This is a genomic window from Streptomyces sp. NPDC055966 (assembly GCF_042269865.1).
GTDB lineage: Bacteria > Actinomycetota > Actinomycetes > Streptomycetales > Streptomycetaceae > Streptomyces.
In genome coordinates this window covers 688389-707889 of record NZ_JBHJYK010000001.1, presented here as the reverse complement: position 1 = coordinate 707889, position 19501 = coordinate 688389, and the positions used below count along the sequence as shown (strand labels likewise).

Below are 19501 nucleotides of genomic sequence, written 5' to 3'. Positions count from 1 at the left end.
TATGGGTATTCCTAGCCGTAGACGATGCGGCGCAGCTGCCTGAGCGTCAGCTCGGGCGGTGCCACCGCTCTATACCTGAGGTCCGCCGCGATCCGTTCGAAGATCTCCGCGTTCACCAGGCCCTGTGCCTGCAGCTCGCGGTGGCGGCGACGGACGTAGTCCTCCGTCGACTCGTCGAAGTAGGCGAGCACGTCCTGGACCACCCGCAGCGCCTCGCCCCTGTTCAGGGTCGTGGAACGCGTCAGATGATCAACAAGTTCGTCGTGCACCCGGTAGATCCTGGAGTACGGGGCGCGGTTTCGCAAGAAACGTGCCCGATTTCGGGCAGGGCCCTCCTCCGGACCCTGTTGGATCTCTGTTCCCCGGGCGTCCACCCCGTGTCGTGCGTCTCGTTGCCCGGACCGGCGAGTTTCGGGCGCCATGGACATTCCTCGTATGGGAGTACCCGACCGGCTCGCCGAGCGCATGAGCATGGCCGAGCAGCATGAGTACCTGCGCGCGAGATTCTCGCGCCGGAACCTGATCAGAGGCGGCGCCGTCACGCTGGGCGCCGTCACGGGTGGCGCGTACGTGACGGGTGCCACCGCCCAGGCCGCCGTACCGACCCTGGGGGTACCTCCCACGCAGTGGGGGAGCACCGCCCCGGCCACCGAGCACGTCGACGGCGCCCTCGTCGCCCCCTTCGGCCGGCACCTCGCCTACGGCGCCGACCCGCGCACCGAGATGACCGTCTCCTGGCAGGTCCCGGTCGCCGTGAAGAAGCCGTTCATCCGCATCGGCGCCCGCCCCTGGGACCTCTCCCGCCGGATCGACGCCGAGGTCCGCACCCTCTACACCCCGGCCGGCGTCGGCGCGAGCGGCGACCACACGCAGTACTACCTGCACGCCCGGCTCACCCACCTGCGCCCCGGAAAGACGTACTACTACGGCGTCGGCCACGAGGGCTTCGACCCCGCCGAGCCGCACCTGCTGGGCACCCTGGGCACCTTCACCACCGCCCCCGCCCGCCGGGAGCCGTTCACCTTCACGGCCTTCGGCGACCAGGGCGTCAGCTACCACGCCCTCGCCAACGACAGCCTGATCCTCGGCCAGAACCCGGCCTTCCACCTGCACGCGGGCGACATCGCCTACGGCGACCCGGCCGGCCAGGGCAAGTCCACCGACACGGGCTTCGACTCGCGCACCTGGGACCAGTTCCTCCACCAGACCGAGTCGGTCGCCAAGCAGATCCCGTGGATGGTCTCGTACGGCAACCACGACATGGAGGCCTGGTACTCGCCGAACGGCTACGGCGGCGAAGAGGCCCGCTGGACCATGCCGGACAACGGACCGGACGCCGCGCACCTGCCCGGCGTCTACTCCTTCGTGCACGGCAACACGGCGATCGTCTCGCTGGACCCCAACGACGTCTCCTTCGAGATCCCGGCGAACCTGGGCATTTCCGGAGGTACACAGACCAAGTGGTTCGAGAGTCAGCTGAAGCGGTTCCGGGCCCGTGACGACATCGACTTCGTCGTCGTCTTCTTCCACCACTGCGCGTACTGCACGTCCACGGCGCACGCCTCGGAGGGGGGCGTGCGCCAGGAGTGGGTGCCGCTGTTCGAGAAGTACCAGGTGGACCTGGTCATCAACGGCCACAACCACCAGTACGAGCGCACCGACGTGATCAAGGACAACAAGGTCACCAAGAAGCTTCCGATCGGCGGCACCGCCTACCCCGAGACCGAGGGCGTCGTCTACGTCACCGCCGGCGCCGCGGGCCGCAGCCTGTACGCGTTCACCGCCCCCGACTCCTACGAGGGCCACGAGCACGAGGTCGACTCGGTCGCGTCCTTCGTCAACACCAAGGACGGCAAGGTCAACGAGACCGTCACCTGGTCCCGGGTGCGCTACCTCGACTACTCCTTCCTGCGCGTCGACGTCACCCCCGCACCGCGCGGCCGGCAGACCACGCTGACGGTGTCGGGCATCGCCGAGACCGGTGAGCGCATCGACCGCTTCACGGTGTCCCGCCGGGCGAAGTAACGCCCCGGGCCCGCCGTCGGGCGGTCCTGCGCACGCGCCCTCACAAGCGCTTCAGGACCGCCTGCTTGGCCAGGGCGAACTCCTCGTCCGTCAGCACCCCGTCCCGGCGCAGCTCGCCGAGCTCGCGCAGCCGCCGCAGCAGCGCGTCGTGGTCCTCGCCCCCGGCCGGCTCCTCGGCGGGCGCCGGCCGCTGCGGCGGTACGGCGGCCGGGGCGGGGGCCGCGGGATGCGGCAGCCGGGCCTGTACGGCGGCGGCCACCAGTGCCATCAGCGGGTCCTTCTTGAAGCCCCACAACTCGACCGCGTTCGGGTCGTACTTGGGCGGGGCCGTGATCGGCGCGCCGCGCACCAGGAACCGCAGATGCCCGTTCTCCAGCCCGGCCGCCGGCTGCCACTCCACGCCCGTGATCTCCGCCAGGGGAAGCGTCCGGGGCCCGGCGGCGGCCTTGGCGTCCTCCGTCTTCCAGTTCCACTCCAGCCGCACCTGGTCCCCGTCGAAGCTCGCCGTGCCGTCCCCGGCGGAGGCGGACACCGGCAGCGCCGGGCCCGGCAGCAGGTACCCGTCGGCCGGCTCCGGCGGGACCTGCTCCAACAGCAGCGCGGTGCGCACCTCGTCCGCGACGTACTCGGCGACGCCGTACCGGTCGGTCTGCACCGCCAGCTGATACGGGTCGTCCGCCTCGGCGAGCCGTCCGCCGGTCGCCTGCGTCAACGGGTCGGCGCCGTCGCGCAGCCGCAGCCTCAGCCGCCCCGACCTGCGCCCCTGCTCGAAGGAGACACCGGCCAACGCCCCGATCGGCACGACGAGTTCGCCCAGCTCACGGCGGAGCGGGCTCACGTTCTTGTCCCGGCCCGGGGTGAGCCGCAGGGCGTCGCCGTCGAAGGCCCAGGTGCCGTCCTTCTGGATGATTTCCGCCATGGAGGGATTGTTTCACCGGATCTGCGGGAGAGTGGTCTCGACCACATTTGGAAGGGAGCGCATGTGAGACGCAACCACAGCACGACTCCCCGAACCCCCCGACTGCCCAGGTCCTCCCGTGTGTTCGGGTCCCTGGTCCTCGTGGCGGCGGCCGGTGTCTTCACCCTGGGGGCCGCGCCCTCCGCACGGGCGGCCGTGCCCCCCACCCCGCTCGACCGGGTGATCCCGGCCCCCGCCTCCGTCCAGCCCGGCGGCACCGCGTACCGCCTCGCCCGCGGTACCTCCGTCCGGGTCGACGCCACCCCCGAGGTCCGCCGTGTCGGCGCCTACCTCGCCGGCATCCTGCGGCCCTCCACCGGCTACCCGCTGCCGCTCACCGAGTCCGGCACCGGAGGCATCCGGCTCCACCTGGCGAAGGGCGACTACGGCGCCGAGGGCTACCGGCTGCACAGCGGTGCCGACGGCCTCAACCTCACCGCGAGCACCCCCGCCGGCCTCTTCCACGGCGTGCAGACGCTGCGTCAGCTCCTGCCCGCCGCCGTGGAGAAGCGGACCGTCCAGCCCGGCCCCTGGCAGATCGCCGGCGGCACCGTCACCGACCGCCCCCGCTACGCCTACCGCGGCGCCATGCTCGACGTCTCCCGGCACTTCTTCACCGTGGCCCAGGTCGAGCGCTACATCGACGAACTCGCCCTCTACAAGGTCAACGAGCTGCATCTGCACCTCAGCGACGACCAGGGCTGGCGCATCGCCATAAACTCCTGGCCGCGCCTCGCGACGTACGGCGGCTCCACCGAGGTCGGCGGCGGCAAGGGCGGCTACTACACCAAGGCGGAGTACCGCGAGATCGTCCGGTACGCGGCCTCCCGCTATCTGGAGGTCGTCCCCGAGATCGACATGCCCGGCCACACCAACGCGGCCCTCGCCTCCTACGCCGCCCTCAACTGCAACGGCCAGGCGCCCCCGCTCTACACCGGCACCAAGGTCGGCTTCAGCTCGCTGTGCGCGGCCAAACAGGTGACGTACGACTTCGCGAACGACGTCCTGCGCGAACTGGCCGCGCTCACCCCCGGCCGCTACCTCCACATCGGCGGTGACGAGGCGCACTCCACCAGCCACGCCGACTACGTGACCATCATGGACCGCGTCCAGCCCCTCGTCGGGAAGTACGGCAAGACGGTCATCGGCTGGCACCAGCTCACCGGTGCCCACCCGGTCAAGGGCGCCGTCGCCCAGTACTGGGGCCTGGACACCACCAGCGCCGCAGACAAGGACCAGGTCGCCCAGGCCGCCCGGAACGGCACCGGGCTGATCCTCTCCCCGGCCGACCGGGTCTACCTCGACATGAAGTACACCAAGGACACCAAGCTGGGCCTCGACTGGGCGGGCCTGGTGGAGGTGCGGCGGTCGTACGACTGGGACCCGGGCAGCTACCTCGCGGGTGCCCCGAGTTCCGCGGTCAAGGGCGTGGAGGCACCCCTGTGGTCCGAGACGCTGAAGACGTCCGCCGACCTCGACTACATGGCGTTCCCGAGGCTTCCGGGCGCGGCCGAGCTGGGCTGGTCCCCGGCGGCCACGCACGACTGGGACGCGTACAAGGTGCGCCTCGCCGCGCAGGCCCCGCGCTGGGACGCGCTCGGGATCGGCTACTACCGCTCCCCGCAGGTGCCGTGGCCGGCCGGCTGAGCTGACCGGGCACCCCGGAGGACCGTACTCCGGGGTGCCCGTGTCCCACTGTCGGGATCCCGCGGTCAGCGCCCCGCGAGGGGGTTCTCCAGGGTCCCGACGAGCTGGAGCGCGCCGGACGGGTCGGCGAGGTCCACCATCTGCCGGTTGTCGCGCAGCTGGAGCCGGTTCAGGCAGGAGCGCGCGAACTCGGGGGCGAACATGTCGTACTGCCGGAACCTGTCGGCCAGTTCGGGGTTCGCGTGCTGGTACTCGCGGGTGACCTCGGCGACCGTGCGCCAGAAGCCGTCCTCCGCCAGGATCCCCTCGGCGGCCAGGTGCGCGGCGAGGAAGCGGAAGAAGCAGTCGAAGACGTCGGTGAAGATCGACAGCAGCTTCTTGTCCTCGGGGACCTCGACCGCGATCCGCCGCACCTCCGGCGGCAGTACGGCGTCCGGGTCCATCACCGCGATCTCCTCGGCGATGTCCTTGTAGACCGCCCGCCGTACGACACCGTCCTCCAGCACCAGGATGACGTTCTCGCCGTGCGGCATGAAGACCAGGTCGTAGGCGTAGAAGCTGTGCAGCAGCGGGGTGTAGTACGCCCGCAGGTACCGCCGCAGCCACTCGGTGGGCGCGAGGCCGGACCGCTCGATCAGCGCGCCCGCGAAGGAGGCGCCAGCGTGGTCGACGTGCAGCAGCGAGGCCATGGTCGCGAGGGACTCGCCGCCTTGCAGGGAGGGCACCGGGCTCTCCCGCCACAGCGCGGCCAGCATCTTGCGGTACGGCGAGTAGCGGTCGGTGGCCCGCTCGTACTCCTGGTGCCGGTAGCCGACGGCCGCCCGCTCCCGGATGATGCTCAGGCCCGTCGCCTTCAGCACCGGGTCGTTCTCGATCAGCTGGGCCAGCCAGTCGTTGATCGCCGGGGTGGCCTCCATGTAGGCGGCCGAAAGACCGCGCATGAAGCCCATGTTGATGACGGACAGGGCCGTCTTCACATAGTGCTTGTGCGGGGCGCTGCTGTTGAAGAACGTCCGGATGGACTGCTGGGCCAGGTACTCGTCGTCGCCCTCCCCGAGGCAGACCAGGTGCCGCCGGGCCACCTCGGCGGCGAAGGTGACGGACAGCTTGTTCCACCACTGCCAGGGGTGGACCGGGATGAGGAGGTAGTCGGCGGGGTCGAGGCCCTGCCCGGCGAGGGTCTTCGCGAACCGCTCGACGGTGTCCGCCCCCAGCTCCTGCCGGATGAACTCCTCGTACTCGATGCCCACGCCCGCCGTGAACGCGGCCCGCGAGCGGTGCGCGGCCAGCCACACCAGCCGGACCGGGTTCGCGGTCTCCGGGGCGTACGACAGGTACTCGTGGACGCCGAACCCGAGCCGCCCGTTGTTCGCGACGAAGCACGGGTGTCCCTCGGTCATCCCGGTCTCGATCGCCTGGAAACCGCTCGTGGCCAGCTCCGCGGAGGTGACGCGGGGCTTGGTCAGCTTGTAGCAGGTGCCGGAGAGGGTGGAGGAGATCTCCTCCAGGTAGACCGGCAGGATCTCGTCGGACAGGCCCAGGGACTCCCTCAGCTCGATGAAGAAGTCCAGGGCGGCGAGCGGGAGTTCGTCGTCGCCGCGGTGCCGGGTGATGGAGGCGGCGTCGACCTGCCAGTGGTCGAGGGCGCGGCGGACGGCGCGGAAGCGGTAGGCGGTGAGCCCGTCGTCGCTGCGGACGGCGTACCGGCCGCCGTCCAGGGCCTCGGGGGTGATCAGGCGCTCGTGCGCGAACTCGGCGAGCGCCTTGCGTATCAGCAGCCGGTTGGCGGTGTCCCAGCGTTCGGGGGACAGGTGGGCCACGGCGTCGGTGAGGCTCATGCGGCCACCGCCTGCTCGAAGCGCTCACGCGTGCAGAAGCTCAACAACGCCCTTTTCTCCGGTTTCTCGATCTCCCGCTCGGGCACGAACCCGACGGCCTCGTTCAGGGCGTGCACGGCCGTGTTGCGCACGTCCGGTTCGACGACGACCCGCGCCACGGCCGGGTCCTCGAAGAGCCGGGCCACCACGGCGGTGATGACGGCCCTGGTGAACCCGTGCACGGGCGTGTCGGCCGGCGGGGTCAGGAAGTGCATGCCGATGTCGCCGGGCCGCGCCTCGTACAGACCGGCCAGCTCGCGGTGGGCGGGGTCGTACGTCTCCATGAGGAAGACGGGCTCCCCGTCGCGCAGCCCGAGCAGTGCCTGATGGTGCTCGTCCGCCGCGATCTCCATGTACGCGCGTTCGACGTCCTCCAGCCTCGCGTCCTGCATCATCCAGAAGGCCGCCTTGGGATGGGTGACCCAGGCGTGCAGCAGCTCGGCGTCCCGCAGGGGATCGACGTCACGGAAGGCGAAGGTCATACGGCGAACTCCTGGAAGGCGATGGTCTTCTCGACCGGGTAGTAGGCGGCGCCGAGCAGCTCGCGGATGATGCAGCTGTTGCGGTACGCGCCCATGCCCAGGTCGGGGCTGGTGATGCTGTGGGTGTGGACGCCGGCGTTCTGGAGGAAGACGCCGCGGCCGGTGGTGTCGACGGCGTAGTTGCGGGCGACGTCGAAGCGGCCGTGGCCGTCGAAGCGGAGCCGGTCGCGCAGGGGGGCGAGGAAGGCCGGCGGCGTGTAGTGGTAGCCGGTGGCCAGCACCAGGCCCTCGGAGCGGATCTCGAAGTCCTTGCCCTGCTCGTCCTGGCGGAAGCCGAGGGTGTACGCGCCGTCCGTGTAATGGGCGCTGTGCAGCGAGGAGTTGGTGAGCAGCCGGGTCGGGACCGGACGGTCGCCGCTCTCCACGTTCTTCTGGTAGAGCAGATCGAAGATCGAGTCGATCAGGTCCGAGTTGATGCCCTTGAACAGCCCCTTCTGCTGCTTCTCCAGCCGGTAGCGGGTCTCCTCGGGCAGGGCGCGGAAGTAGTCGATGTAGTCCGGGGACGTCATCTCCAGGGTCAGTTTGGTGTACTCCAGCGGGAAGAAGCGCGGGGAGCGGGTGACCCAGTTCAGCTCGTAGCCGTGTACGTCGATCTCGGCGAGCAGTTCGTAGTAGATCTCGGCCGCGCTCTGGCCGCTGCCGACGACCGTGATGGACCTCTTCGCCTGCAGTTCCGCCTTGCGGTGCATGTACCGGGAGGTGTGCAGGAAGTCGCCGCCGAGGTTCCGGCAGGCCTCGGGGACGAAGGGGACCGTGCCCGTGCCGAGGACCAGGTGCCGGCCGCGGTACGTCTCCCCGCGCTCGGTGCGGACGACGTACAGCTCGTCCTCGTACGTCACCTCGGTGACCGTCGTGCCGAACCGGACGCTGCTCAGCCGCCCCGCCGCCCAGCGGCAGTAGTCGTCGTACTCGACCCGCAGGGGATAGAAGTTCTCGCGGATGTAGAACGAGTACAGCCGGCCCTTCTCCTTCAGGTAGTTGAGGAAGGAGTACGGCGAGGTCGGGTCGGCGAGGGTGACCAGGTCCGACATGAACGGCGTCTGGAGGTGGGCGCCGTCCAGGAACATCCCGGCGTGCCACTCGAAGTCCGGCTTGGACTCCAGGAAGACGCCGTCCAGTTCGGCGATCGGCTCGGTCAGACAGGCCAGGCCGAGGTTGAAGGGGCCGAGCCCGATCCCCACGAAGTCATGGATGCGGCGGGCTTCAGGAAGCGCGGTCAAGGGAGTCTCCCAGGTACTGCTCGGCGTGGCCGGCGATCAGGTCGAGGACGGCGGCGATGTCGGCCGTGGTCGTCTCGGGGTTGAGCAGGGTGAACTTCAGGTAGTGGCGGCCGCCCACCTTGGTGCCCGCGACGACGGCGTCACCGGAGGCGAACAGGGCCTTGCGGGCGTAGAGGTTGGCGCGGTCGATCGCGGCCGGGTCGGTGACGGCGGCCGGGATGCAGCGGAAGACGAGGGTGGAGAGCGAGGGCGCCACGACGACGTCGAACCGGGGGTCGGCGGCGAGCAGCTCCCAGCCCTGTGCCGCCAGGTCGCAGACCTCGTCGAAGAGCTCGCCGATCCCGTCGGCGCCCATCACCCGCAGCGTCATCCACAGCTTGAGCGCGTCGAAACGGCGGGTGGTCTGCAGAGACTTGTCGACCTGGTTGGGGATGCGCTCCTGCACCATGCGGCGCGGGTTGAGGTACTCCGCGTGGTAGGTGGCGTGACGCAGGGTCGCCGCGTCCCGCACCAGGACGGCGGACGAACTCACCGGCTGGAAGAAGGACTTGTGGTAGTCGACGGTGACGGAGTCGGCGCGCTCGATGCCCTCGATGCGGTCCCGGTACCTGAGGGAGGCGAGCAGTCCGCAGCCGTAGGCGGCGTCGACGTGCAGCCAGGTGCCGAACCGCTCGCACAGCTCGGCTGTTTCGGGCAGCGGGTCGATGGAGCCGAAGTCGGTGGTGCCGGCGGTGGCGACGACGGCCATGGGGACGAGGCCGCCCTGCACGCAGCGCTCCAGTTCGCGGGCGAGCGCCACGGTCTGCATCCGCTTGTCGTGGTCGACGGGTATCGGGACGACCGCGTCCGGGCCCAGGCCGAGGAGTGTGGCGGACTTCCGCACGCTGAAGTGGCTGACCTCGGAGGCGAAGATCCGCAGCTTCGCCGGGGAGGTGCTCTTGGCCTCCTCCCGGGCGAGCAGCAGCGCCTGGAGGTTGGACTGGGTGCCGCCGGAGGTGAACACGCCGTCGGCGGCGGGGCCGAGGCCGATCCGCCGGGCCGTCCAGTCGATGAGCCTGCGCTCGATCAGGGTGCCGCCGGCCGACTGGTCCCAGGTGTCCAGGGAGGAGTTGACCGCGGAGAGCACGGCCTCGCCGAGCACCGCCGGTATGACGACCGGGCAGTTGAGGTGGGCGAGGTAGCGGGGGTGGTGGAAGTACACCGCGTCGCGCAGGTACACCTCCTCCAGCTCGTCCAGGGCGGCGGTGGCGCTGCCGAGCGGGCGGTCCAGGTCGATGGCGTCCACGCGGGGGGCGAGGGCGTCCACGGTGACGCCGGTGAACGGGCGGTCGGTGGTGGCGAGTTTGGCCGCCACCCGCTCGACTCCTTCGGTCACGGAGCTGCGGTAGTGCTCCGCGGTGAGGCCATTGAGCAGGTGCGAGCGCATGTGGGGGTCCTCCGAGGGGTGATCGAACTTAGGTAAGCCTAACCTAACTTTTAGGAATCGAGGCATGCCTCACCCGTGATCACTGTCACGGGGCGGTGCGGCGCGGTGCGGTGCCTACTCGGCGGCCCGCAACTGCTCTTCGGTCATCCCCTGCCGCCAGTACCCGACGAAGGTCACCCGGCGCCGGTCCACCCCGCGCTCGCCGACGAAGTGCCGCCGCAACGCCTTGACCTGGCCGGACTCGCCCGCGATCCACACGTACGTCCGCTCGTCGCACGGGAGGGCGGCGGCGCGTACGGCGTCGACGGCCGTGGGGGACCCGTCGTGCCGTACGAGCCAGGTGATCTCCGCGTCCGCCTCGGTGCGCACGTCCTGGATGTCGCGGGCGTCCGGCACCTCCAGCCAGGCCCGGGCGCGGGTGCCGGCCGGGAGGGATTCGAGGATCGCGGTCGCGGCGGGTACGGCGGTCTCGTCGCCCCACAGCACGACGAGGTCGGTGTCGGCGGGCGGCCGGAAGCGGATCGCGCGGTTGTCGGCGAGGACCGGGCCGAGCACCAGGGCCCGGTCGCCGGCGGCGGCGCGGGCGGCCCAGCCGGAGGCGGGGCCCGCCGGGGTGTGCAGGGCGAAGTCGATGTCGATCTCGTCGGGGTTCCGGCGCAGGGACCGCAGGGTGTACGAGCGCATCACGGCCCGTACGTCGTCCGGCAGTTCACGCCAGGCCTGCCACCAGCCGTCGCCGAGGTCCAGAGGGACGGCGGGCTCGGTCTGGTGGGGGTGCGGCAGGAAGAGCGAGAGGGACTGGTCGCGCCCCAGTGACCGGAACGCGGACAGCTCCTCCCCGGTGAAGGTGATCCGGACCAGAGACGGCCCCAGCCGCCTCGTCCGTACGACCTGAAGGGAGAAGAAACGGTACGGGGCGGCTACGGCCGTCGTCATGTCGGCTCCTGAGATGACGTCAGGTTCGGGGTGCTGGCTGGATTAGCTGACCTTCTTCGCCTTCTCCAGGGCCTCGGCCAGGCTCGTGAGCAGCGGCACGCACTTGTCGTAGGACAGGATCGGCTCGGGGGAGCGGGAGATGACCTGGCCCGCCTTCACCGCGGGCAGCTTCTGCCAGGTCGGCTTGGTGATGGCGGCCGGCTGGAGCGCCGAGGAGCGGTCGTCCATCATGATGATGTCGGCCTGGTACTTGTCGACGTTCTCCCAGCTCAGCGACTCGAACCAGCCGCCGGTCGCCTTCTTCGCGCTCTCCGGCGGCTCGACGAAGTTCACGCCGAGGGCCTTGAAGTACTCCAGGTCGACGGAGAGGTTGGTGCCGGAGACGTAGAAGAGCGGGTCGCTCGCGGAGCCGGCCAGCACCTTGATGTCGGGCTTGGCCTTCGCGGCGGCGCGCAGCCGGGTCGCGGCGGCCTCGAACCGCTTCTTGGCGTCGGTCACCGCGGCGGCCTTCATGTCACCGCCGAGCGACGCCGCCAACTCCCACATGCGCTCCAGGGACTTGGTCAGCTGACGGTCGTAGACGGAGACGGCGACGCTGGGGGCCAGCTGGGCGATCTTCTTCTTGGACTCCTCGGGGACGTACCAGAGGGTGCCGGCGTTGTCGAACGTCGTGGAGATCAGCACGTCGGGCGCGAGCGAGGCGTACTTCTCGATGTTGAACTGGCCCCAGGCGTTGCCGAGGACGGTCACCTTGCTGACGTCCATGCCGCCGGCCTGGACGTCGGCCTTGCCGTCCTTGGTCGTGGTCGGGCCGAAGACGCCCTTGACCTGAACGCCGTAGTCGTGGAGCGCGGCGCCGACGCCGGTGAACGCGACGATGTTCGCGGGGACCTTGTCCAGCTTCACGGTCGTACCGCGGTCGTCCTTGAACGACCAGGGCCCGGACCTGCCTGCGGCCGTCCCCTTGCCGGAGCCACCGTCTTTGCCCTTGTCGTCCCCGCAGGCGGCGAGCGCGGCACCGAGTCCGATGGCGCCGCCCGCGGCGAGGATTCCGCGGCGAGTCAGATGGGTGGCACGGGCAAGGGACATGGATATGACTGCTTTCGAACGGGGCGAGGCGCCCGCCGGACAGGTTCCAAGGTAGGTTAGCCTAACCTCACTCGATGTCCAGAGGTGGGTGCACCCCGGCGCCGCGCCAGCTCGGAAAGGGATCGCCCGATACGGCGGACAGCCCGGAGGGGTCACGGCTAGAGTCGTGCGCGCACGGTCGGCTCTGCCGACTGCGACGGGAATGGGTCCGACGTCCCTTTCGGGCGCGGTGTCAGTAGAGGACACCGCGTCAATCGCGACAACTGCACACACGGCCTGTGCGTCGGCAGGGCCTCAGTTGATCATCCGTTACCGGGGTGGTCGGCCTGAGACACCTGCCATCCTCCACGTGGTTCGCCCTCGGTTCGGCCCCCTCCTTCCGTGGAAGGCAGCCGAGCGTGGATCTACAGATCGTCCTGGGAATTCTGGGGACGGCGGGTGTCGTCTCCGCCTTCCTCTTTGCCCTCAAGGGCATCCTCGACCAGGTGCCCGACGTGATCCGTGCCTGGCGTCGCGTCGTGGCCGAGGCCCGCAGGGGCGAGCGGCAGCGGGACGACGCCGACCCTCCGGAGCCGGCATGACCGGCATGGCGCCCCGCTTCGCCGGCGACACCGGGGAGGCCTTTGGACGGCCCTGCAAGAGCGCAGTGCCGGGGCCGAGGAGCAACGCGGCCGGCACGTTCAGCACGGTGGGGTGCGCGATGCCGCGGCCGTGGCACGACACGACGGCTCTGCGCAGGCAGCTTCGATCTCACCCGTGCCCCTCAACCGAGCCCAGGGTGATGCGCGGCGTCGGCCTTCAAAGCCACCAGCATGTCCTGGCGACCGACGCCGCGCGGCGTCTCATCGCACTGCCTCAGCTCACCTCGATGGTGACCTTCCACGGCGCGATGGCACGGGGGCACGCGTGCCCGGGGCCGGCGTGGCACTGCCGCACGGCGGTGATGGTGCTGGTGCCCGGGCCGTCCGCGTGCACGACCGCGTACGCGTCACCGGCCGGTGTCATGCCGCTGACAGTCCGAGTCAGGACGTGGGCGTCGCGAGTGCTCGGCATGCTCCACGTGTACGTCAGGCCCCGCTCGCGGGAGGCCTTCAGGCGGATCTCGGTGTCGTCACCGACCGACCGGGCCACGCTGCGGCCGTTGTCGGAGTCGGTGAGGACGAGGCGGTCGGCCCGAGCCGAGTGCGGCGCGGCGGAAGCGGCCGGGGTGACCAGCGTGGCGGTCACCATCAGTCCCAGCGTCAATCCGGTCGCGTACTTCGCGGCTTCCACGGTTACCTCCAGGCAGATGACGGACGCGCTGACCAACGTCCCGCACGCCCGTCACGCAATGCCCTGCCCCGGGAGAACCACCTGATTCGCCGAAGACCACCCGGTACCTCTAGCTCACCAGCCCCAGCTCACGCGCGATCAGCATCCGCTGGACCTCGCTCGTGCCCTCGCCGATCTCCAGGATCTTGGAGTCCCGCCACATGCGGGCCACCGGGTACTCGTTCATGAAGCCGTAGCCGCCGTGGATCTGGGTCGCGTCGCGGGCGTTGTCCACCGCGACGGTGGAGGAGTAGAGCTTGGCCAGGGCCGCCTCCTTCTTGAAGGGCTCACCGGCGACCAGGCGGCTCGCCGCGTCGCGCCAGGCCAGGCGGGCCGTGTGGGCCTTCATCTCCATGTCGGCGATCTTGAACTGGATCGCCTGGTTGGCGCCGATCGGACGGCCGAACGCCTCGCGCTCCTTCGCGTACTTCACCGACTCGTCCACACAGCCCTGCGCCAGGCCCGTCCCGAGCGCCGCGATGGCGATGCGGCCCTCGTCCAGGATGCGCAGGAACTGGGCGTAGCCCCGGCCCTCCTCGCCCAGCAGGTTGGCCGCCGGGACGCGGACGTCCGAGAAGGACAGCTCACGGGTGTCCGAGGCGTTCCAGCCGACCTTCGAGTACGGCGCCGCCACCGTGAAGCCGGGCGTGCCCGACGGGACGATGATGGAGGAGATGAGCGGCTTGCCGTCCGGCTTGCGGCCGGTGACCGCCGTGACCGTCACCAGACCGGTGATGTCCGTACCGGAGTTGGTGATGAAGCACTTCGTGCCGTTGATCACCCATTCGTTCGTGTCCGCGTCCAGGCGGGCCGTGGTGCGCGTCGCCCCGGCGTCCGAGCCGCCGTCCGGCTCGGTCAGGCCGAACGCGCCCAGGATCTCGCCGGCGCACAGCCGGGGCAGCCACTCGCGCTTCTGCTCCTGCGTGCCGAACAGGTGCAGCGGCATGGCGCCCAGCGAGACGCCCGCCTCCAGGGTGATGGCCACGGAGGAGTCGACCCGCGCCAGCTCCTCCAGCGCGATGCCGAGGGCCAGGTAGTCGCCGCCCATGCCGCCGTACTCCTCCGGGAACGGCAGCCCGAACAGGCCCATGCGGCCCATCTCGCGGACGATCTCGTACGGGAACTCGTGTCGCTCGTAGAAGTCGCCGATCTTCGGCGCCACCACGTCGTGCGCGAACTCCTCAACCGTACGGCGGAGTTCCTCCAGCTCGGGGCTGAGACGGTGGTCCATGCTGATCACTGGTCCTTGTGGGAGAGAGCGCGGACGGTACGGGACGGGCTGGGGCGGCCCAGCCGTTCGGCCATCCACACGCTGGTGGCGGTGAGACGGCCGAGGTCGACCCCGGTCTCGATGCCGAGGCCGTGCAGCATCCAGACGAGGTCCTCGGTCGCGAGATTGCCGGTGGCCGACCTGGCGTACGGGCAGCCGCCGAGGCCACCGGCGGACGCGTCGACCGTGGTCACCCCGTGCTCCAGCGCCGCGTAGGTGTTCGCGAGCGCCTGGCCGTAGGTGTCGTGGAAGTGCACGCCGATCGTGTTCGTCGGCACGCCCTCCTCGTTCAGCAGGGAGAGCAGTTCGAGCACGTGGCCCGGGGTCGCCACGCCGATCGTGTCGCCGAGGCTCAGCTCGTCGCAGCCCATGTCCCGCAGGGCGGTGCAGACGCGGGCCACCTGGTGCAGCGGGACCGCCCCCTCCCACGGGTCGCCGAAGCACATGGACACATAGCCGCGCACGTGCACGCCCTCGTCCTTCGCCCGGCGCACCACCGGCGCGAACACGGCCAGCGACTCGTCCAGCGAGCGGTTGAGGTTGGCCTTCGCGAAGGACTCGGTGGCGCTCGCGAACACGGCGATCCGCTCGGCGCCGAGGGCCAGGGCCCGCTCCAGGCCGCGCTGGTTGGGGACCAGCACCGGGAGCTCCACCCCCGGAACGTCCTTCACCAGCGGGAACAGCTGCTCGGCGTCGGCCAGTTGGGGCACCCACTTGGGGTGTACGAAGCTCGTCGCCTCGATCGTCGTCAGGCCGGCGTCGGCGAGCCGGCGGACGAACTCCGCCTTCACCTCGGTCGGTACGGCCGTCTTCTCGTTCTGCAGCCCGTCGCGCGCCCCGACCTCGTGGATCCGGACCCGCTCGGGCAGGTCGGTGGCCGGTACGACCATGGGCAGACCCTCGGCGGTCACTGCGCCACCTCCCCGGTCGCCCCGTTCTCCTCGTGTGGTGCGATCACCGCGAGCACCTGGTCCATGGCGACCGTCGTGCCCGGCGTCACGTCCAGCTCGGCGACCGTGCCCGCGTGCGGGGCGGAGATGACGTGCTCCATCTTCATGGCCTCCACCACCAGCAGGCTCTGTCCGGCCGCGACCTCGTCGCCGACGGCGACCTTCACCACCGTGACCGTGCCCGGCATCGGCGCGGTCAGCGAGTCGGCGCCCGCGTGCGCGGCCCCGCTCAGGGACGCGGCGACCGGGTCGTGGTCGCGCACCTGCCAGGCGTCGCCGTCGCGCCCGACCCAGTCACCGGCCCGGTGGAAGGTGTGCCGGACGCCGTCCAGCGTGACGCTCACCCGGTCCCCGGTGACGGTGTGGGAGCCCCGGGGGGTGTACGCCACCGGGTCCTGCACCCGCAGATGGAAGACGGGCGGCTTCGGGGTGCCGCCCAGGCGCCAGCCGCTCGGCACCGAGAAGGGGTCGACCCAGCCCTCGGCGCGGGGCTCCAGCGCTGCCGCGCGTACGGCCGCCGCGGCCTCGTACACCTCCTCCGGCACCTGCGCGGGGACCAGTTCGTCCACCACCCGCTCGACGAGCCCCGTGTCCAACTCGCCGGCCACGACCGCGGGATGGCCCAGAAGCCGCCGCAGGAAGCCCGCGTTGGTCGGCACGCCCAGCGTGACCGTCTGCGCGAGGGCCGCCCGGAGCCTCGCCAGCGCCGTCCCGCGGTCGGGGCCGTAGGCGATGACCTTGGACAGCATCGGGTCGTACAGGCTGCCCACCTCGGTGCCCTCGCTGAGCCCGGAGTCCGTGCGGACGCCGTCGCCCCGCGGCTCGTCCAGCAGCAGCACCGTGCCGCCGGAGGGAAGGAAGCCGCGCGCGGGGTCCTCGGCGCAGATGCGGGCCTCGATCGCGTGACCGGTCAGGGTCACGTCCGCCTGTGCGAAGCCCAGTTCCTCGCCGGCCGCCACCCGCAGCTGCCACTCCACCAGGTCCAGCCCGGTGACAAGTTCGGTGACCGGGTGCTCCACCTGGAGACGGGTGTTCATCTCCATGAAGTAGTACTGCGTCGGGTCGCCTCCCGGCACGATGAACTCCACCGTGCCCGCGCCCCGGTACCCGCAGGAGCGGGCCGCCTGCACGGCCGCCTCGCCCATCGACGCGCGCGTGGCCGCGTCGAGGAGCACGCTCGGCGCCTCCTCGACGACCTTCTGGTGCCGCCGCTGGAGCGAGCACTCGCGCTCGCCGAGGTGCACGACGTTCCCGTGGCCGTCGGCCAGCACCTGGATCTCGATGTGCCGGGGCCGGTCGATCCACCGCTCCACGAGCAGCGTGTCGTCGCCGAAGGAGGCGCGGGCCTCGCGTCGGGCGGCGGCGATCTCCTCCTCCAGGGCCGTCATGTCCCGCACCAGGCGCATGCCCTTGCCGCCGCCGCCCGCCGACGGCTTCAGCAGCACGGGGGCGCCCAACGCGCGGGCGGCCTCGGCCAGTTCGGGATCGCGGCCGCCGGGCACCACCGGTACCCCGGCCGCCCGCACCGTCTCCTTGGCGCGGATCTTGTCGCCCATGAGCGCGATCGCGTCCGCGGACGGGCCGATGAACACCAGCCCCGCCTCCTCGCAGGCGCGCGCGAAGGCGGCGTTCTCGGCGAGGAAGCCGTACCCCGGGTGCACGGCCTGCGCACCCGTACGGCCGGCCGCTTCCAGCAGGCGCTCCACCGACAGATAGCTCTCGGCCGCCGGCGCCGGGCCGATCCGTACCGCCGTGTCGGCCTCCCGGACATGCCGCGCGTCCGCGTCGGCGTCGGAGAAGACCGCCACCGAGCGCACGCCCAGCGAGCGGAGCGTACGGATGACGCGTACGGCGATCTCGCCCCGGTTGGCGACCAGCACTGTGTCGAACACGGTTCCCCTCCTCACATCCGGAAGACGCCGAACTGGGGGTCGCCCAGCGGCGCGTTGCCACAAGCCGTCAGCGCGAGTCCCAGCACCTGACGGGTCTCCAGCGGGTCGATCACGCCGTCGTCCCAGAGGCGGGCGGTGGCGTAGTAGGCGTTGCCCTGGCGCTCGTACTGCGCGCGGATCGGTGCCTTGAAGGCGTCCTCGTCCTCGGCGGGCCACTGCTCGCCGCGCGCCTCCAGCTGGTCGCGCTTGACCGTGGCGAGGACGGACGCCGCCTGCTCGCCGCCCATGACGGAGATCTTGGCGTTCGGCCACATCCACAGGAAGCGGGGGGAGTAGGCCCGGCCGCACATCGAGTAGTTGCCCGCGCCGTACGAACCGCCGACCACCACCGTCAGCTTCGGCACGCGCGTGCAGGCCACCGCCGTCACCATCTTGGCGCCGTGCTTGGCGATACCGCCCGCCTCGTAGTCCTTGCCGACCATGAACCCCGAGATGTTCTGGAGGAACACCAGCGGGATCCCGCGCTGGTCGCACAGCTCGATGAAGTGGGCGCCCTTCTGCGCGGACTCGGAGAAGAGGATGCCGTTGTTGGCGACGATCCCGACCGGGTGGCCGTGGATCCGCGCGAAGCCGGTGACGAGCGTCTGCCCGAACTCGCTCTTGAACTCGGCGAACCGGGAGCCGTCCGTGATGCGCGCGATGATCTCGCGTACGTCGTAGGGGGTACGGGAGTCGACCGGGACCGCGCCGTACAGCCCGTAGGGGTCGGCCTTGGGCTCGGCGACCGGGGTGACGTCCCAGGGCAGGGAGCGCCGGGCGGGCAGCGTGGCGACGATGTTCCGCACGATCCTGAGCGCGTGCGCGTCGTCCTCGGCGAGGTGGTCGGTGACGCCCGAGACCCGGGAGTGGACCTCGCCGCCGCCCAGCTCCTCGGCCGTGACGACCTCACCGGTCGCGGCCTTCACCAGCGGGGGTCCGCCGAGGAAGATCGTCCCCTGGCCGCGGACGATCACCGCCTCGTCGCTCATCGCCGGGACGTACGCCCCGCCCGCCGTGCAGGACCCGAGGACGGCCGCGATCTGCGGGATCCCGGCCCCGGACATCCGCGCCTGGTTGTAGAAGATCCGCCCGAAGTGCTCGCGGTCCGGGAACACCTCGTCCTGCATCGGCAGGAAGGCGCCGCCGGAGTCGACCAGGTAGACGCACGGCAGGCGGTTGTCGAGGGCCACCTCCTGGGCGCGCAGGTGCTTCTTCACGGTCATCGGGTAGTACGTGCCGCCCTTGACCGTGGCGTCGTTGGCGACGATCACGCACTCGCGCCCGCTGACCCGCCCGATCCCGGCGATCACGCCGGCGGCCGGGGCCGCGCCGTCGTACATCCCCTCGGCCGCGAGCGGGGCCAGCTCCAGGAACGGCGAGCCCGCGTCGAGCAGCGTGTCCACCCGGTCCCTGGGCAGCAGCTTGCCGCGCGCGGTGTGCCGGGCGCGGGCCTTCTCGCCGCCGCCGAGCGCCGCCGCGGCCAGCTTGCCGCGCAGCTCCCCGACGAGCGCGAGATGGGCTTGTTCATTGGCCCGCCAGGCCTCCGACGCGGGATCTGCCGCGCTCCGGAGCTCCGGTGCCTCCTGCATCCTGCGGTCCCCTCACCGGTGATCGAACCCGTGGATCACGTGTTAATGAGCGTTAACCATTTCCTCCAGGTTAACGACCGCTAACCTCCCTGTCTAGAATTACTGCATGGTCACCAGAACCGACGCCCCCACCCGGCGCGAGCAGATCCTGAAGGAGGCCGCCCGGCTCTTCGCCGAGCGCGGATTCCACGGTGTCGGGGTGGACGAGATAGGCGCAGCCGTCGGTATCAGCGGCCCCGGCCTGTACCGCCACTTCCCGGGCAAGGACGCGATGCTCGCCGAGCTGCTGGTGGGCATCAGCGGCCAGCTGCTGACGGGGGCCAGACGGCGGCTGGCGGAGGCGGACGGCGCCACCGGCGCGCGAGCCGTCCTCGACTCGCTCGTCGAGGGCCACATCGACTTCGCCCTGGACGACCGCCCGCTGATCACCCTGCACGACCGCGAGCTGGACCGGCTGCGCGACAGCGACCGCAAGCTGGTGCGCCAGCTCCAGCGGCAGTACGTCGAGCTGTGGGTGGAGGTGGTCCGCGAGGTGTACCCGGCGCTGACCGAGCCCGCCGCCCGCTCCGCCGTCCACTCGGTCTTCGGCCTGCTGAACTCCACCCCCCACCTCGGCCGCGCCGGCACCCTGCCCGGCCGCGGCGCCACGGCCGCCCTGCTGCACCGGATGGCGTGCGGGGCGTTCGAGGCGGCGGGCGTCGCCGGGGAGTGACGTGCATCTCTGGACGCG

General features: G+C 71.0%; 17 protein-coding genes. 4 read left to right on the top strand and 13 right to left on the bottom strand.

Annotation, left to right across the window (positions count from 1 at the left end; genetic code table 11):
- Positions 1 to 11: 11 nt before the first annotated feature.
- Positions 12 to 269, bottom strand: a complete 258-nt coding sequence (locus ACFC8N_RS03235; protein ID WP_071372151.1) for a hypothetical protein — start codon at positions 267 to 269, stop codon at positions 12 to 14.
- A 166-nt stretch (positions 270 to 435) separates the two neighbouring features.
- Between ACFC8N_RS03235 and ACFC8N_RS03230 the strand changes: the two genes are divergently transcribed.
- Positions 436 to 2025, top strand: coding sequence for a metallophosphoesterase family protein (locus ACFC8N_RS03230; RefSeq protein ID WP_356023251.1), 1590 nt, complete (start codon positions 436 to 438; stop codon positions 2023 to 2025).
- A gap of 40 nt (positions 2026 to 2065) precedes the next feature.
- Here ACFC8N_RS03230 and ACFC8N_RS03225 read toward each other — a convergent pair whose 3' ends face one another.
- Positions 2066 to 2944 (bottom strand): DUF4429 domain-containing protein, encoded by an 879-nt coding sequence (locus ACFC8N_RS03225; protein WP_356023248.1) that lies wholly within the window; start codon positions 2942 to 2944, stop codon positions 2066 to 2068.
- A 63-nt stretch (positions 2945 to 3007) separates the two neighbouring features.
- On the opposite strand from ACFC8N_RS03225, the gene ACFC8N_RS03220 reads away from it, so the two are divergent.
- On the top strand, positions 3008 to 4630 hold the full coding sequence (locus ACFC8N_RS03220; RefSeq protein ID WP_376285878.1) for a beta-N-acetylhexosaminidase: 1623 nt from the start codon (positions 3008 to 3010) through the stop codon (positions 4628 to 4630).
- 65 nt (positions 4631 to 4695) lie between these two features.
- Here ACFC8N_RS03220 and ACFC8N_RS03215 read toward each other — a convergent pair whose 3' ends face one another.
- The 6 genes from ACFC8N_RS03215 to ACFC8N_RS03190 form a co-directional block, all read right to left on the bottom strand.
- Positions 4696 to 6468, bottom strand: coding sequence for an IucA/IucC family protein (locus ACFC8N_RS03215; protein WP_376285875.1), 1773 nt, complete (start codon positions 6466 to 6468; stop codon positions 4696 to 4698).
- Positions 6465 to 6989 (bottom strand): GNAT family N-acetyltransferase, encoded by a 525-nt coding sequence (locus ACFC8N_RS03210; protein WP_356023241.1) that lies wholly within the window; start codon positions 6987 to 6989, stop codon positions 6465 to 6467. The genes ACFC8N_RS03215 and ACFC8N_RS03210 overlap by 4 nt, the downstream gene beginning before the upstream one ends.
- Complete coding sequence (locus ACFC8N_RS03205; protein ID WP_376285872.1) at positions 6986 to 8269, bottom strand: lysine N(6)-hydroxylase/L-ornithine N(5)-oxygenase family protein; 1284 nt, start codon at positions 8267 to 8269, stop codon at positions 6986 to 6988. The genes ACFC8N_RS03210 and ACFC8N_RS03205 overlap by 4 nt, the downstream gene beginning before the upstream one ends.
- Complete coding sequence (desA, locus tag ACFC8N_RS03200; RefSeq protein WP_356023237.1) at positions 8253 to 9695, bottom strand: lysine decarboxylase DesA; 1443 nt, start codon at positions 9693 to 9695, stop codon at positions 8253 to 8255. Before desA ends, ACFC8N_RS03205 begins: the two co-directional genes overlap by 17 nt.
- 114 nt (positions 9696 to 9809) lie before the next feature.
- A complete protein-coding gene (locus ACFC8N_RS03195; protein WP_376285869.1) occupies positions 9810 to 10631 on the bottom strand; it encodes a siderophore-interacting protein in 822 nt (273 codons plus the stop codon).
- Between the two features lie 42 nt (positions 10632 to 10673).
- Complete coding sequence (locus ACFC8N_RS03190) at positions 10674 to 11720, bottom strand: ABC transporter substrate-binding protein (protein ID WP_376285866.1); 1047 nt, start codon at positions 11718 to 11720, stop codon at positions 10674 to 10676.
- A 398-nt stretch (positions 11721 to 12118) separates the two neighbouring features.
- Here ACFC8N_RS03190 and ACFC8N_RS03185 point away from each other — a divergent pair, with 398 nt between their 5' ends.
- Complete coding sequence (locus ACFC8N_RS03185) at positions 12119 to 12301, top strand: hypothetical protein (RefSeq protein ID WP_356023230.1); 183 nt, start codon at positions 12119 to 12121, stop codon at positions 12299 to 12301.
- Between the two features lie 274 nt (positions 12302 to 12575).
- Here ACFC8N_RS03185 and ACFC8N_RS03180 read toward each other — a convergent pair whose 3' ends face one another.
- The 5 genes from ACFC8N_RS03180 to ACFC8N_RS03160 form a co-directional block, all read right to left on the bottom strand.
- A complete protein-coding gene (locus tag ACFC8N_RS03180) occupies positions 12576 to 12992 on the bottom strand; it encodes a hypothetical protein (RefSeq protein ID WP_376285863.1) in 417 nt (138 codons plus the stop codon).
- 109 nt (positions 12993 to 13101) lie between these two features.
- The gene (locus tag ACFC8N_RS03175) at positions 13102 to 14262 is read right to left on the bottom strand and encodes an acyl-CoA dehydrogenase family protein (RefSeq protein WP_356023226.1); all 1161 of its coding nucleotides are present in this window, start codon (positions 14260 to 14262) and stop codon (positions 13102 to 13104) included.
- 5 nt (positions 14263 to 14267) lie between these two features.
- Positions 14268 to 15212 (bottom strand): hydroxymethylglutaryl-CoA lyase, encoded by a 945-nt coding sequence (locus tag ACFC8N_RS03170; protein WP_376285860.1) that lies wholly within the window; start codon positions 15210 to 15212, stop codon positions 14268 to 14270.
- The gene (locus tag ACFC8N_RS03165; protein WP_376285857.1) at positions 15209 to 17143 is read right to left on the bottom strand and encodes a biotin carboxylase N-terminal domain-containing protein; all 1935 of its coding nucleotides are present in this window, start codon (positions 17141 to 17143) and stop codon (positions 15209 to 15211) included. Before ACFC8N_RS03165 ends, ACFC8N_RS03170 begins: the two co-directional genes overlap by 4 nt.
- An 11-nt stretch (positions 17144 to 17154) precedes the next feature.
- Entirely contained in the window at positions 17155 to 18771 is a 1617-nt protein-coding gene (locus tag ACFC8N_RS03160; RefSeq protein ID WP_362819708.1) for a carboxyl transferase domain-containing protein, read from the bottom strand.
- Between the two features lie 106 nt (positions 18772 to 18877).
- Here ACFC8N_RS03160 and ACFC8N_RS03155 point away from each other — a divergent pair, with 106 nt between their 5' ends.
- Positions 18878 to 19483 (top strand): TetR/AcrR family transcriptional regulator, encoded by a 606-nt coding sequence (locus tag ACFC8N_RS03155; RefSeq protein ID WP_356023216.1) that lies wholly within the window; start codon positions 18878 to 18880, stop codon positions 19481 to 19483.
- Positions 19484 to 19501 lie beyond the last annotated feature (18 nt).